Source organism: Streptomyces sp. NPDC052016, from assembly GCF_044548445.1.
Taxonomy (GTDB): Bacteria; Actinomycetota; Actinomycetes; order Streptomycetales; family Streptomycetaceae; genus Streptomyces.
Map to the genome: position 1 here is coordinate 43,332 of NZ_JBIUBX010000033.1, position 13,315 is coordinate 56,646.

The 13,315-nt window shown below is 73.6% G+C and carries 13 protein-coding genes; 6 read left to right on the forward strand and 7 right to left on the reverse strand.

Annotated elements, in window-relative coordinates:
* Nucleotides 1-59: 59 nt before the first annotated feature.
* A complete protein-coding gene (locus tag ACIHAR_RS33850; protein WP_400023053.1) occupies nt 60-1,349 on the reverse strand; it encodes a DUF3500 domain-containing protein in 1,290 nt (429 codons plus the stop codon).
* 134 nt (nt 1,350-1,483) lie between these two features.
* Here ACIHAR_RS33850 and ACIHAR_RS33855 point away from each other — a divergent pair, with 134 nt between their 5' ends.
* On the forward strand, nt 1,484-1,936 hold the full coding sequence (locus tag ACIHAR_RS33855; protein ID WP_365465302.1) for an NAD(P)H-dependent oxidoreductase: 453 nt from the start codon (nt 1,484-1,486) through the stop codon (nt 1,934-1,936).
* A 33-nt stretch (nt 1,937-1,969) separates the two neighbouring features.
* Here the strand turns inward: ACIHAR_RS33855 and ACIHAR_RS33860 are convergent, their stop codons facing one another.
* Together ACIHAR_RS33860 and ACIHAR_RS33865 are read right to left on the reverse strand one after the other, a co-directional pair.
* Nucleotides 1,970-2,440, reverse strand: a complete 471-nt coding sequence (locus tag ACIHAR_RS33860) for a hypothetical protein (RefSeq protein WP_365465305.1) — start codon at nt 2,438-2,440, stop codon at nt 1,970-1,972.
* A 315-nt stretch (nt 2,441-2,755) separates the two neighbouring features.
* The gene (locus ACIHAR_RS33865; RefSeq protein WP_400023054.1) at nt 2,756-3,490 is read right to left on the reverse strand and encodes a hypothetical protein; all 735 of its coding nucleotides are present in this window, start codon (nt 3,488-3,490) and stop codon (nt 2,756-2,758) included.
* A gap of 163 nt (nt 3,491-3,653) precedes the next feature.
* Here ACIHAR_RS33865 and ACIHAR_RS33870 point away from each other — a divergent pair, with 163 nt between their 5' ends.
* Together ACIHAR_RS33870 and ACIHAR_RS33875 are read left to right on the forward strand one after the other, a co-directional pair.
* A complete protein-coding gene (locus tag ACIHAR_RS33870; protein ID WP_365465311.1) occupies nt 3,654-3,926 on the forward strand; it encodes a hypothetical protein in 273 nt (90 codons plus the stop codon).
* Nucleotides 3,927-4,138: 212 nt separating this feature from the next.
* On the forward strand, nt 4,139-4,588 hold the full coding sequence (locus tag ACIHAR_RS33875; protein ID WP_365465314.1) for an ATP-binding protein: 450 nt from the start codon (nt 4,139-4,141) through the stop codon (nt 4,586-4,588).
* A 12-nt stretch (nt 4,589-4,600) separates the two neighbouring features.
* Here ACIHAR_RS33875 and ACIHAR_RS33880 read toward each other — a convergent pair whose 3' ends face one another.
* Nucleotides 4,601-5,113 (reverse strand): molybdenum cofactor biosysynthesis protein, encoded by a 513-nt coding sequence (locus ACIHAR_RS33880; protein WP_400023056.1) that lies wholly within the window; start codon nt 5,111-5,113, stop codon nt 4,601-4,603.
* A gap of 185 nt (nt 5,114-5,298) precedes the next feature.
* Nucleotides 5,299-6,624 (reverse strand): alpha/beta fold hydrolase, encoded by a 1,326-nt coding sequence (locus tag ACIHAR_RS33885; protein ID WP_400023058.1) that lies wholly within the window; start codon nt 6,622-6,624, stop codon nt 5,299-5,301.
* A gap of 481 nt (nt 6,625-7,105) precedes the next feature.
* Here ACIHAR_RS33885 and ACIHAR_RS33890 point away from each other — a divergent pair, with 481 nt between their 5' ends.
* Nucleotides 7,106-8,587: an MFS transporter gene (locus ACIHAR_RS33890; protein ID WP_400023060.1), complete on the forward strand. Its 1,482-nt coding sequence runs from the start codon at nt 7,106-7,108 to the stop codon at nt 8,585-8,587.
* 237 nt (nt 8,588-8,824) lie between these two features.
* On the opposite strand, the gene ACIHAR_RS33895 is transcribed toward ACIHAR_RS33890, so the two are convergent.
* Together ACIHAR_RS33895 and ACIHAR_RS33900 are read right to left on the reverse strand one after the other, a co-directional pair.
* Nucleotides 8,825-10,126: a phytase gene (locus ACIHAR_RS33895; protein WP_400023061.1), complete on the reverse strand. Its 1,302-nt coding sequence runs from the start codon at nt 10,124-10,126 to the stop codon at nt 8,825-8,827.
* A 419-nt stretch (nt 10,127-10,545) separates the two neighbouring features.
* Nucleotides 10,546-11,193, reverse strand: coding sequence for an HAD family hydrolase (locus ACIHAR_RS33900; protein ID WP_400023063.1), 648 nt, complete (start codon nt 11,191-11,193; stop codon nt 10,546-10,548).
* A 143-nt stretch (nt 11,194-11,336) separates the two neighbouring features.
* On the opposite strand from ACIHAR_RS33900, the gene ACIHAR_RS33905 reads away from it, so the two are divergent.
* Together ACIHAR_RS33905 and ACIHAR_RS33910 are read left to right on the forward strand one after the other, a co-directional pair.
* Nucleotides 11,337-11,798, forward strand: coding sequence for a hypothetical protein (locus tag ACIHAR_RS33905; protein ID WP_400023065.1), 462 nt, complete (start codon nt 11,337-11,339; stop codon nt 11,796-11,798).
* A gap of 606 nt (nt 11,799-12,404) precedes the next feature.
* Complete coding sequence (locus tag ACIHAR_RS33910; protein WP_400023066.1) at nt 12,405-13,265, forward strand: restriction endonuclease; 861 nt, start codon at nt 12,405-12,407, stop codon at nt 13,263-13,265.
* The last annotated feature ends 50 nt before the right edge of the window (nt 13,266-13,315 follow it).

The following is a 13,315-nucleotide window of genomic DNA, read 5'->3' on the forward strand; positions in this document are numbered from 1 at the left end:
GGACACCGTGGGACGGTCCCGGTGTCCGGGCCCCGCCGTCGGCGGGACCGCTCTGCGGTTCAGTGGTCGTTCTCCAGGTGGAGCTTCAGCAGGTCCACCCCGTAGTCGCCGCCGTTGGGCGTGCGGACGACGGTGTGGATGTGCTGCTGCGTCGGCGTTCCGCCCGGGCCGCCCATGCCGCCGCCGTTCTCCGTGCCGTAGGCGAGCGGGGCCTGAGCGTCGTACTCGATGAGCACGACCGGGCTGTGCACCCGGTAGTAGAAGGCGGAGTCGTCGTCGGTCTCGCCGAGCCAGGAGAAGTACGTGTCGTCGAGGTGCTCCTCCACCTCCTTCAGCTTCACCGCGGCGTGCCCCTCGGCCATGTAACCGACGTACACGCCGACCAGTTCGAGGAGTTTCGCGCGCTGGGCGTCCGTGAGGCCGGATCCGGGCAGTCCCTGGTAGGCGAGCCGGAGGTTGTCCTTTCCGGCCCCGGCCTTGAAGTTGTCGCCCGCCTTCTGCTCGGTCGTGGAGACGGCCTTGCCGCGCTGCTCGTCGGTCAGGGCGCGGATCAGGGCCAGGCCGGCCGCGGTCTCCTTCCGGAACAGGGTGATCTTCTCGCCCTGGTAGGTGGCCGAGGTCGGTTCGGAGCCCATGAAGGTCGGCGTCATCACGACCTGGTCGCCCAGGACGAAGTAGTTGATGGCGACGTGGTGGCCCTCGTACTGGAAGCCCCAGGGCTGACTCGTCGACGGCGTGCCCATCACGGTGAAGAAGTAGTGTCCCTCGGTGAGGGTCTCCTTGCCGCCGCCGCTGTAGTCGCCCAGGAACGCGTTGAGCTTCATGATGTTGCGGGTCTGGGTGAGACCGTCCGCCGACAGGGCCGCCCCCAGCAGCGCGTACCCGAGGTCGCGCTGCTTCTCGCTCAGGTCGCCCATGCGGACGCCCTCGCGCTCGTACCCGTCGACGTTGCTCCAGGCCAGCCATTCGTCGGCCTGCACGTCGAACAGGGTGGCCCGCCGCTGCGTCGCCGACAGGCCGTCGAGGAAGGCCTGCGCGGCCTTGACCACCGCGTCCGTGGAGACGCCGGTGGAGTGGACCGAGTACAGGTCCTCGACGACCTTGCCGTCGGTGGTGACGCCCACGAAGTCGGCGTACTTCACCTCGCTCGCGCCCGGCCCCATGCCGCCGGGACCGCCCGACGGCATGCCGCTCGGAGCGCCCGAGGCGGAGGCCGCGTTACCGGAGGAGTCCGAGGAGCAGCCGGTCATCGTCGCCACCGCGGCGACACCGCCGGCGAGCAGCGCCTTGTTCAGGAACCAGCGCCTGGTGCGCTCGGCTCCGGGAGTACGTGGTCTGTGTCCGTGCATGGCCCCACGCTCCACGACGGACCTGAAGCGGAGCTGTGAGCGCGGCGGCGCCCGGGCGGCCGGTGCGCGCCACGCCGTACGGGTGCGAAAGCGCCGCTTGCGGCAGGACCGGTGAGCGGGCAGGGTTCGGTGCCGTGGCCACCTTGCTCATCGTCCATCACACGCCCTCGCCGAACTGCCAGGCGATGTTCGAAGCCGTCGTCTCCGGCGCGACGCACCCCGAGATCGAAGGGGTCCGCGTGGTCCGCCGGGCCGCCCTCGCCGCCACGGCCTCCGACGTCCTGGCCGCCGACGGCTACCTGCTGGGCACACCTGCCAACCTCGGCTACATGTCCGGCGCCCTCAAGCACTTCTTCGACCAGGTCTACTACCCCTGCCTCGACACCACCCGCGGCCGCCCCTTCGGCTACTACGTGCACGGCGGCAACGACGTCACCGGCGCGGTCCGCGGCATCGAGGCCATCACCACGGGCCTGGGCTGGCGGCGCGCCGCCGAACCCGTGCGCGTCACCGGTGAACCCGGCAAGGCGGACCTGGAGGCCTGCTGGGAGCTGGGCGCGACGACCGCCGCGGGACTGATGGACTGACCGGTGCCACGCCCGCCCGCACCGCCTCGCGGCTCAGTCCCACAGCGGGTAGCTCTCGACCTTCTCGAACTGTTCCGGCCGCTCCGCCGGGTACTCCAGGCTGATCCGGCCGTAGCGCTGCACCTGCGGGTCCTTCTCCCAGGCCTGCGGCTCGTCGAGCCGTACGACGACCTGGTACGAGCGGAAGGTGCCCACGGCGCAGTACGGCTTGCAGTCGTTGACGAGGTTGATCCCGGTCGCCCTCGCCGAGTCCGCGCGCCAGTGGTCCCACTTCAGCGAGGTGAGACGGCTGTTGCCGTCACCGCAGGCCAGGATGAACTCGTCGGGCCGCACCTCCGGGCGCCAGAAGCAGTCGACCAGGACGGGAGCCGCCGACTGCCGCGCGGCGGTCCGCTCCGTCCCCGGCGGTGACGCCGGCGGCGCGGCCGAGGCCGTACCGATCGCCGCGGTGAGTCCCAGTGCGGCACAGAGCAGGGCCGCCGTCCTCGTGGTGTGTCCGCGCATGTCAGCTCCCGCCCGCCTGTCTGCGACCTCGGTGCTGTACCGACGCTACGACGGCACGCGGAGGACGACCACTCGAACGGGTCAGAGCCGTGCGCCTCCCGCGCCGCTCAACCCCGACAGTCTCGGGTGCGTCGGCCCGGTGGCGGACGCCTGGGCGATCGACCGGGAACCGGGACAGGCACGCCGGCCGCGGTCGGGCTCGCTGGACCGGGGGCGGCCGGCCGGCTGTGCGGTCACGGGCTCGACGACCCACCCACGGAGCCCTCGAAGCCCGGGACGGGCGGTGGTCCGGCTCGGACGGACGGCCCGCCGCCGTCAGAGGCGGCGCGGCGCGGGACGCCCGACGGCGGCGATCTCCGCCAGCGGCGTCCCGCGCGCCCACAACCGGAGACGGGCCCCGTCGATCAGGTGGGTGCGCCCCTGGCGCGCGGCCCAGACCTCGTCCCGGTGCGTGAACGAGCCGCGGTGGACGACGAGCCGCGTCCGGGGCCCGGACCGCGCCCGTGATCGGCAGGAGCAGGCCGCCTCCTCGTCCGGCAACGGCTCGGCCACCGGCCGGAACGCCACGTCGAGCAGCCGCCCCCGCCCGTCCCGCGCGGCCAGGTGGGGAACGCTGTGCACGCGAGGCGGAGTCACCCGCCACCCGTCCCGCCGCAGCATGCGGGCCACGGCGAGCACCAGCCCGGGCATGTCCAGCTCCGCCAGCTCCTCGGCGCTGTAGTAGCCCCGGCGCCGCCGGGTCGGCCGCCGGGTGCGACGGCGCACGACGACGCCGGCGACGGCCACCGCCGCGAGGGCGACCCCGGGAACCCACACGCCGACGGCGCGTCCCGCCGCCGCGAGGCCCGCGGTCGCACCGCACACGAGGACGACCAGGACGGCCAGACCGGGCAGTACCTCGCGCAGCCCGGGCCCGTCGCGGCCGGCGGCCCGAAGCTCGCGCACGACCCGGCGGCGCCGGGCGCGCGGCGACTCGCCCTCCGACCCGCGCACCGGCTCGCCCGCCGGCGTCCGCTGCCCCGCGCGTTCGCGTCCCCCCAGGGCCGGCACCCCCCACCCCGTACAGCACGACGTGTAAGGGGCTGATACCCGCCGGGTGACGACCTGCCCGTGTCCGACGTCTTCGCGCCACCGCCTTGGCCGAAGGGCGACCGTCGGCCCCGCACGAGCCGGTGCGGGGCCGCTGTCAGTGGTGGGTGCCAAGCTGCTGGTCATGGACGAGGCTGACTTCATGCGGGGCCGGGTGTACGGCGCCGACCACGACGACGCGGGCCCCCGCCCGGACCGTGCGTACGCGCAGCTGGTGGGCGGGCCGCTCGACGGCCTGCTGCTGGACGTCACCGACCACCCGGACGGCGATCTGCCCGAGGTCGCCCTGACGACGGAGATAGGCCGCTACGGCCCGGGCGGCCGGGCCCTGTACGTGCGCCGCCCGGCCGACGGCGGCCGCTTCGACTGGCGGGGGGACGCGCCGGGCACCCTCTGACCGGGCACTCTCCGACCGGGCACCTTTCTACCGCGGTCAGGGTGCACGGGTCCGGATGTGCGCCCTGGCCGCCGGGCGGCCGGTCGGCGGGCGCGATCGGCCGTCGAAACGGCCGATGACGCCCGCGTGGACGCCAGTGGTGCGCCTGAGGCATAGGGGGCCGGTTCCGGGGTAGGCGGGCGGCCATGAACGGGGTAGTGAAGGCGGTCCGGATGGAACCAGTCCCGCCCGGCGAACGGTCCTCCGGGTCCGGCGAGGCACCTGTCGAGACGACGGTGGCCCTGGACGGCAAAGACGGCTGTATCGCCGGAGCACGGCATCTGACGGGGGATTTCCTCGCGCGCGTCCAGCGTGAGCACGGGGTGCCGGTGTCCGCGCGAACACTGGACGTGGCGCGGCTCGTGGTGAGCGAACTGGTCACCAACGCACTGCGCCACGCCTCCGGGCCGGTCCTGCTGCACCTGCGCATCGTGGGCGCCGCCGTGGAGATCGCGGTCTGGGACGGCGATCCGGCACTGCCGGTGCCGCGGGGGGCGGATCCGACGCGGGTGGGGCAGCACGGCCTGGAGATCGTCATGGCCGTCGCCCAGGACTTCGCCGTCGTCCGGGAACCGGTCGGCAAGCGGATCGTCGCGCGCCTGGGACTGCTCGACGGGCTGTGAGCGGGGCGCCGTTCAGCGAGCGGCGGCGCCGTCGCCGTCGATCGCGTGGAACGTCGCCCTGCCGAGGGCGAGCACCCCGTCGGACAATGGCGTGCAGCGCACACCGCCCTTGCCGCGCAAGGCCCGCTGCGCGCCCGGCCCGATGACGACGTCCATCCACGCGCAGGGCCTGGCCGGGCGGTTCACGGCGAACGTGACGGGACCGTGCGCGCCGTCCAGGACGATCGTCGAGCCGACGTACGAGTCGATGTCCACGCCCCGCAGCAGGACGTTGCGGCGGGTGTGCCGCAGGTCGACGTGGGGGTTGATGTCGAGAGGCAGGTTCTCGGCGGACATCAGGGTCACCGCCGCGTCCCGGTGCGCCGGGCGGCCGTAGTAGCGGTCGCCGACCAGTCCCAGACCGCCGCGGACCTCCACCGACTCCACCGTCTCGCCGTCCGGGCCGTCCGCCGGCCCGTCGGCGGGGCGCCCGGCGAACCGGTGCACCGGCGACACCAGCAGCTGCACGACCTCCACCTCGATCACGGCTCCACTTTAGGCCAGTCGTGCGGACCACGTCGCAGCCGCCGGGTCCGGCGCTGGGAAGCACCGTCGCCGCACCGCGTCCTGATCCGAACGACAGGCCGTGGGCGCGGGCCCCGACACGGGGCGGAACCCGTGCCGGGGACGGGCGGCGGCCGCCGACGGCCACGACGCCGCCCGTCCCGCGCTCAGGGCTGCCGGCCGATCTTCGCGCAGTTCGAGGCGGCGGGCTCGCCGTTGAGCCGGTCGGTCAGCCAGGAGATCGCCTCGCCCTGGTCGGCGATCAGCGGGGCGAAGTGGTTCAGCAGGGCCCGGCCGAGCGGCAGCAGGACGACGGGCTTGTAGGTGACGTCGGCTCCCTTGGCGCACCAGGCCGCGGCGAGCTCCCGGGACTGTGCGTGCGGCACGAGGTCGTCCGCCGTGCCGGTCGCCACCCGTACCGGGGAGGCCGGCTTCAGCGTGCCGATGCGCTGGTCGGCCAGGAAGGCCTTCAGTGCCGGCTCCGCCTGGATGATGTCGCTCAGGGAGCGGCCGTGCGTGGTCCAGGAGGTGCTGCGCGCCGAGTTGTAGGCGAGGAGGGCGTCGCCGACGCACATGGTCGACAGGTCCTTGAGCGCCGCCTTGCCCTTCGCGTTGAGGTGCGCGTCGGCGATGGGCCGCAGGGCGGGGTCGGTCTGCAGGAACCCGTTGACCGACCAGCCGAGCGCGCCGGCCAGGTCGCTGCCGTCGATGGCCTTGGTGACGGCGACGAGATCCGCGGGCGTGGCGCCCGTGTAGGTCCCGGCCAGCGGTACGTCGGGCGCGTAGGAGGGCTGGAGCTCGGCGGCGGCCGCCGTGGCCCCGCCCCCTTGGCTGTAGCCGAACAGCGCCACCCGGGAGCCCTCCGTGAGCGACGTGCCGTCCAGGGCCTTCGCCGCCCGGACGGCGTCCAGGACGGCGTGCGCCTCGTCGACCCGGTTGACGTACGTGTGCAGCCGGTCCGTCGAGCCCAGCCCGGCGTAGTCGGTGACCACGACGGCGATGCCCCGGGCCAGCATCCGGTGGATCGCCAGGTTCTCGTAACCGACGGACAGTGTCTGCCCGTTGAGCAGGAGCGGCCGTTCGAGGCCGAGGGAGGCGGCACACTGGTCGCCCTGACCCATCGTCCCGGGCGCCAGCGCGACCAGCGGCCGCGGGCCCTCGCCCTTCCAGGCGGCCGTGGGTTCGAGGTAGGCGCCGGTGACCGCGACGGGCTGCCCGTTGGAGTCCGTGGACTTGTACATCAGCCGGGTCGCTCTGCCGGGGAACGGACCGTCGACACCCGGCAGGCTCAGCGCGAGGGGCAGCCGTTCGGTGCGGATCAGGGCGCCGTCGGCCGCGGGGAGCGAGGCGGGCGGGTTGTAGAACGCCGGGATGGTGACACCGCGCGACACCACGGCGTCGGTGTCCGGTGCGGCCGCGGTCGGGACGGCCGTCGTGCCGATGCAGGCGGCGGCCGTGACGGCGGCGGCCAGCAGACGGGTGGGGGCGGGCATGGCGGACCTCCTGGGGGAGATGGGGAGGCCGAGCCTTCCTCTGCGGCTCGGGTGACTGACGGCCCGGTGGGGACGGGCCGCCCCGGCACGGAGCGCCGGTCGTCCACCGCTGCCCCGTACCGCTGTCAAAGCGTGTTCTTAGACGAACTGTCAGGACGGTAACCACGGAGGTGTTACCCGGGGTACCCGTCGGTAGGTTACGGTTCAGTAATATGCGGTTCCCGAGGCGCGAAACAGGCGGCCCCCGAACGCGCCCGTGCACACTCCGACATGACACACCGCCGTTCCTCCCGCCCGGTGATCGAGTGGTGACCGTCCCACCAGGGGCGTACGGTCGAACGGTGGACACGACAGTGGGCGCGTCCGCTCGCTGACCCCCCTGGGCCCGCCTCCGGGCGGGCGGCACGTCATGAGCAGCACGCCCCGGCCGACTTCAGCTACCCGAACCGCCACCCCGCGACGGGGCGGTGGCGGACACGCGATGGCGCTGCTGGTCATCGCCTCCTGCCAGCTGATGGTCGTCCTCGACATCACGATCGTGAACATCGCGCTGCCCGACATCCAGCGCTCCCTGGACTTCTCCACCACGAGCCTGTCGTGGGTGGTCAGCGCCTACACCCTCACGTTCGGCGGGCTGTTGCTGCTCGGGGGCCGGGCCGGCGACATCCTCGGCAGACGGCGTGTCTTCGTCGTCGGCGTCCTGGTGTTCGTCCTCGCCTCCCTCCTGGGCGGCCTGGCCCAGGGACCGGGCCAACTCCTGGCCGCCCGCGCCCTGCAGGGCGTCGGCGGAGCCATCGCGTCCCCGACCGCCCTCGCCCTGATCGGCACCACCTTCCGCGAAGGACCGGAGCGCAACCGGGCGTTCGGGGTGTTCGCCGCGGTGTCGGCGGGAGGCGGCGCGATCGGCCTGCTCGCGGGCGGCATGCTGGTGCAGTGGCTGAACTGGCGCTGGGTCCTGTTCGTCAACGTCCCGATCGGTCTGCTCATCGCACTCGCGACACCCCGGTGGATCAGCGAGTCCGAGCGCCGTCCCGGCCGCTTCGACCTCGCCGGCGCGGCGACGTCCACCGTGGGCATGGTCCTGCTGGTGTACGGCTTCATCCGGGCCGCCCAGGACGGCTGGCGCGACGCCCTCACCCTGGCGTCGTTCGCCGGGGCCGTCGTCGTCCTGGCGCTGTTCCTCCTGGTGGAGAGGCGTTCCAGGCAACCGATCACACCGCTGCACATGTTCGCCGACCGCAACCGCGCGGGCACCTACGGCATCATGCTCTGCCTCGCCGCCGCGATCTTCGGCATGTTCTTCTTCCTCACGCTCTTCGTGCAGAACGTGCTGGACTTCAGCCCGTTGCGGGCCGGGCTCGCCTTCCTGCCGGTCAGCGCCGTCATCGCGATCGGGGCCGGCCTGGCCTCCCGCTTCCTGCCGACGTTCGGCCCGAAACCCTTCATGGTGGGCGGCGCCCTCCTGTCCGCGGTGGGCCTGGCCTGGCTGACCCTGACCGACGTCCACTCCACCTACGCGGGCAGTGTCCTCGGCCCGATGCTCGTCTTCAGCATGGGCATGGGCACGCAGTTCGTCTCCCTGACCCTGATGGCGCTCTCCAACGTCCCCACGCGGGAGACCGGAGCGGCCTCCGGCCTCCTCAACGCCACCCAGCAGGTGGGAGGTTCGCTCGGCCTGTCCATCCTGGTCACGGTCTTCGGCACGGCCAGCCGCGACGAGGCGGAGAAACAGGTGCCCGATTTCCTGGCCCAGGCCACCCCGGCCGAACAACTGCGCTTCCGGCGTACCGGCGAACTGCCGCCGCCCTGGTCCGACGAGGTCCTCACCGCGGGCGTCTCGTCCGCCTTCGTCATGGCGGCCGTCTTCGCGCTGCTGGCGGCCCTGATCGCCGTCCTGGTCATCCAGGTCCGCCCCTCCGACCTGGAACGCCTCAAGGGCGGAACCGGACCCGGCGGCATGTGAACCGCCCCCGCAGGACCAGGTCCGCACAGGCTTGGTCGAGACCTGGGAATCCCGCACTCCGGTGCCCGGTGCCCGGTGCCCGGTGCCCGGTGCCCTGTGACAGGAAAGTGAGTGCGGGGCCCGGGCACGGGGGCCGCCGGTGTCGACGAGGGCGGTGGGACGGTTCGTTGGGACGGCCCGTTGGGTTCCGTCGCCCCGCCTTCGCCTCCGATCCTGCCCCCGCCCCCGTCCGTCGTCTCAGTCGTCCAGCGCGGTCAGTACGTCCCCGAGGTCGACGAACTTGAAGTTCGTGGCGGCGCGGTCCTCGGCGTCGCCGGCGTCGTCGTGGCCGTCCTGGACCACCAGCAGACCGCGGGGGTACCTGCTGCCCAGCGGTGCGTTGAGCGCGGCCGCGCCGTCGCACTCCTCCGAGCCGTCCGGCCCCGTCGCGACGGGGGCGACGCGGAAGCCGCCCTCGTACTCGTTGGCGTCGTCGAGTTCACGGTCGTAGGCGGCGAAGGTGTCGTCGCCCTGGCTGGACGCCAGCAGGTAGCCGTCGCCGTCGGCCCGCTGGACCAGGGTCAGGCCCTCGACGTCCGCCGACAGCCGGGTGCCGCCGTAGCCCGGGTCGTCCCCGCTCACGCACTCCTCGGTGGCCTCGTCGTAGGTGCCGGGGACGCCGTACTCCCGCACGCGGTCGAGGAGCCGGGGGGTGCCGGTGAGGGAGGCGGGCATGCGCCAGATGCCGACGTCCTCCTGGCCGGCGTAGAGCATGCCGTTGGCCGGGTCGACGACCATGCCCTCGACCTGGGGGAGTTCACCGGGCTCCACGCACGGCGACCAGGACGTAGCGTCGGGCAGGCGGAAGGACGAGGGCAGGTTCAGCGTGCGCAGCTTGCGGTAGCCGACCTTGCCGTCGGCGGTCGCGGTGAGCTCGAGCAGGGCGATCGTGGTGCGTTCCCGCCGGCTGACGAGCGCGTAGCTCCGGCCGGTCGCCGGGTCGGTCCATGTGGCGAGGCCGTACGCGGTGCGCTGCTCGTTGATCTCGGCCTGGTCCGCCGAGAAGACCGGCGCGGCGGCCGGGTCGGTGACGTCCGTGAGGGGACGGCCGGGGGTGCGGGGGTCGATGCGGTAGACGCGCAGGCGGTCGTTGCCCCGGTCCGTGGTGACCGCCAGGTCGGCCCGGCCCGTGGAGAGCCGCAGCCCGTGGACGAGGTCGACGTTGTTGAAACGGCCCGGTGCGTCCTCGGCCCCCGGCCCGGCCGGCGCGGCGATCGACTGCACGAGTCGGGCGCCGAGGTCGTAGACCCGCAGTCCGCCCTCCTTCGCGGTGGCGACGACCAGACTCGCGTCGGGGTCGGCCGCGTTGCGCCAGATCGCGGGGTCGTCGGCGTCGGCGTTGCCGCCCTCGTCGTCGTCGAAGAGGGCCGGGGTCTCGACCCGGGGCGGGACGGCCGGCAGGACGTCGTCGTCCTCCGCGGCCGCGGGGAGCGCGGCGGTGAGAGCGAGTGACGCCGTGAGGAGCGGGACGGCGAACGATCGCAGGAGAGAGCTGGCCACGTCGATCTTCCTTCCGTAGCGGGCTTCCGTAGCGGGCATGACAAACGTGGTGATCTTGGTGTTCCGGGTGGACGGGCGAGCGGCGGGCGGGTGAAGAGAAGGCGCCCACGGGCGGAACAACTGCCGTGGACCCGGCGCGGTTTCGGGTCGCCCTCGCAGTGCGTCCCGCAGGTCGGTCCCGCTCGACGCCCCGTGTCGGGACTGCCGTGACCACCGCGAGCCGGGTGTGGCCCCGGTACTCCGTTCCATCATCCCGGTGAACCCGCGAACGCACCGTGCTCCGCGCGGGGGCGCGCGTCGGGTGGACGTCGGCGGCGCCCCCAGCCGTGCGGCCGGCCCTGCGCCGAGGCTCCCTTCCGATCCCGCGCGGGACGGCGTCGTCCCTGCGGGCTGCGCAGGGAGGGCCTCGGACGTGCGGGCTATGCCGAGGAGTGGGCGAGCAGATGGTCGACGGCCTCGACGACGTCGGAGACAGTGTGGTGAGGCACCGTCAGTTCCCGGGGCCAGGACCTGCCCGCGACCCAGATGGTCCGCAGGCCCGCTCCGTGACCGCCCTGGATGTCGCTCTCCGGATGGTCGCCGGTCATCCAGTCGTCGGCGGTGAGCTGCGTCCCGCACCGTGCGGCGGCCAGCTCGAAGAGGCGCGGATCGGGTTTGCGGACGTCTATGTCGCCGGACGCCGCGATGCCGTCGACGAGATCGGCGAGGCCCGTGGCGCGCACCTTGGCCCGCTGGATGTCGGAGGACCCGTTCGTCACCACCCCGACGCTCCAGCCGTTCTCCTTCAGCCGTGTGAGGCTGTGCAGGACGGCGGGCCGGCAGGCGACGGCTGCGGCCATGCGGCCGACGTACACCCGCCACAGGTGATCGGCCGACTCGCGCAGTCCGAAGGTGGCGCGCAGCCGCCCGAAGTCGCCGCGGTCGGCGTGGTCGGCGAGCTCCGTCAGCAGCCACCGCTCGATCTCGGGTCCGTACCCGTGGTCGTGACAGAGGTCTGCTATCGCGTCGGGGAAGGCGGACGTCCGGTCCACCAGGGTGCCGTCCAGGTCGAAGAGGGCGAGGCGCATGGCCGTGAACCTACCCACGCGGTGAACCGGCCCCACCCGCGGGCGGCCCTCGTCGTGGACTGCGGGCGGACGTTGTCGTGGACGGTGGGCGGACGTTGCGGTACTGAGGGTTTGCCGCCGGAGCGAGAGGCAAAGCGAAGTCCATGACTGAACCGAACACCCAACCGAACGAAGGAAACTCAGGAAAGCGGGGAACCGCGGCCAAGGCGCGTGGGACCGCGGAGAAGGCCCGCGGGACCGCGGAGAAGGCGACCGCTCCCGCCTCGCGTACCGCGAAGAACGCCGCCGCCACGGTGGGTGACGCCTCGTCAGCGGCGAAGTCCGCGGCCGTGCGCACCGCCGAGGTGACGACGGGCGCCGCACAGAGCGCCGCGCAGAGCGCCGCCCGAGGTGTCGAAGCCGGCCGCCAGGCGATCGTCGTCACCTCGGGACACGTCGCGGCCACGGCCAAGACGGCGTGGACGGTCATCGCCCAGCGGAAGCTGGTCGCAGCCGGCGTGAGCGCCGGACTCACCGCGCTGACCGCCGCGTCCTATGCGGCGGGCCGCCGCTCCGGCCGCCACACGCAGGGGCCGATCACCCGGCTCACCGGCGGACGGATCTGACGGTTCATCACCACGGGTGCCCGGGCTGCGGCGGCCCCGGACGACCCGTGCGTTCCCCCGGAAGCCTCTGCCGACGGCGGCGGACCACGGGCGGCCGAGGGCCGCCCGGCAGTCCGCCGCCGTCATCGGCCCTGACGGTGACTCGGGCTGGAGTAATCGGCTCTGTGTCGGGCTTGGGCGGGGGCTGCGGTCGTCGGCGTGGCCGACATCGGCCGCCGTCATCGGATTGGAGCGTGGGCGTCTGACGCCTGCTCCGGCTCGGGGTGAGTCATCGGGTTCGGTTTTGTGCTGCGGTCGTCGGCCGTGGTGCCGGTCGCCGTTCCAGGCCTCGGCCGGCCGATGACGCCTGCCTTGAGCCTGGGATCCGGCTGCCGTGATCGGCGTTGGCTCAGGACGCCGGTACCGGCTCCGGCTCGGGCCGCCGTGATCAGCCCCGGCTCGGCCGCCGTCGCCTGCCCCGACTCGGGGCGACGTCAGCCGTCCGGCGCGGGGCTACGCCGCCCGTCCGGCGCGGGCCGCTGTCATCGCCCTGGGACGCGAAGCCGTCCGGTCGGGCGCGCGCCTCGGTGATCGTCGCCGAGGCCTTCGACGGGGAGGAAGAACACCGTGACCGCACCCACCCGCCCGCTGCGTCCCCGGCGCGCCGCGCGCGGCCGTCGCTTCGATCTGCGGGCGACGGCCTTCTTCTTCGCCTTCCTCGCCCTCCTGCTCAGCCTCGGGGGGCTGCTGGTCCGTACCGCGGCGGACGTCGCGGAGCACCGCCCCGCCTGGGCCGCGGCAGTGGTCCTCACGGCAGTCGCCGTGGTCGTCGCCTGCCGTCGCGGCCGGCGACGGTGGTCGGCCCGCAGGCTCGTGCGGCACGCCACCGAAGCCCTCGAGGAAGCGGCCGAGACCGCGGCCCACGCACTGGACACCGCCCCGCCCGACGCCGGCGTGGACCCGCACGCGCGCGTGGGCGCGCCCGCCGGACCGCTCGACGAGGGAGCGCCGGCGGCCACCGTCGCCCGAGAGGTTCCTCCCGTCCTGGACGAGACCTTGGATCCGGCCGCGTTCGAACAGGCCGTGGCCGATCTGTGCGCCCGCGACGGCTGCACGGACGTCGAGGTCGTGGGCGGGGCGGGGGACCTGGGCGCCGACGTCCTGGCGCTGACGCCCGACGGAAGGCGCGTCGTCATCCAGTGCAAGCGCTACGCCGTCGGCCACAGGGTCGGCTCCCAGGACCTGCAGCGCTTCGGCGGCACCTGCTTCACGGTCCACGCGGCCGACGTCGCCGTCCTCGTCACGACGAGCGACTTCACGGCGCCCGCCGCCGAGTACGCCGAGCAGTGCGGAATCGTTTGCGTGGACGGCGAACGCCTGGCGGAATGGGAGGCGGGCACAGGGCCGGTCCCCTGGGAGCCGCGCCGCGCCGACGGCGAGCCGCAGGCGGGCGGCGTCTCGGCGGCGCCCTGCCGGGAATATCCGTGATCATCCTGGTTCGTCGGCCGTGTAGTGGGCACTTGGCGGTGAACGAACGG

Bases quoted from the DNA above. Each gene is read 5' to 3' on its own strand.
- ACIHAR_RS33870 (WP_365465311.1), top strand. From the start codon at position 3,654: ATGGACGAGGCTGACTTCATGCGGGGCCGGGTGTACGGCGCCGACCAC.
- ACIHAR_RS33875 (WP_365465314.1), top strand. From the start codon at position 4,139: ATGGAACCAGTCCCGCCCGGCGAACGGTCCTCCGGGTCCGGCGAGGCA.
- ACIHAR_RS33850 (WP_400023053.1), bottom strand. From the start codon at position 1,349: ATGCACGGACACAGACCACGTACTCCCGGAGCCGAGCGCACCAGGCGC.
- ACIHAR_RS33890 (WP_400023060.1), top strand. From the start codon at position 7,106: ATGGCGCTGCTGGTCATCGCCTCCTGCCAGCTGATGGTCGTCCTCGAC.
- ACIHAR_RS33885 (WP_400023058.1), bottom strand. From the start codon at position 6,624: ATGCCCGCCCCCACCCGTCTGCTGGCCGCCGCCGTCACGGCCGCCGCC.
- ACIHAR_RS33900 (WP_400023063.1), bottom strand. From the start codon at position 11,193: ATGCGCCTCGCCCTCTTCGACCTGGACGGCACCCTGGTGGACCGGACG.
- ACIHAR_RS33905 (WP_400023065.1), top strand. From the start codon at position 11,337: ATGACTGAACCGAACACCCAACCGAACGAAGGAAACTCAGGAAAGCGG.
- ACIHAR_RS33860 (WP_365465305.1), bottom strand. From the start codon at position 2,440: ATGCGCGGACACACCACGAGGACGGCGGCCCTGCTCTGTGCCGCACTG.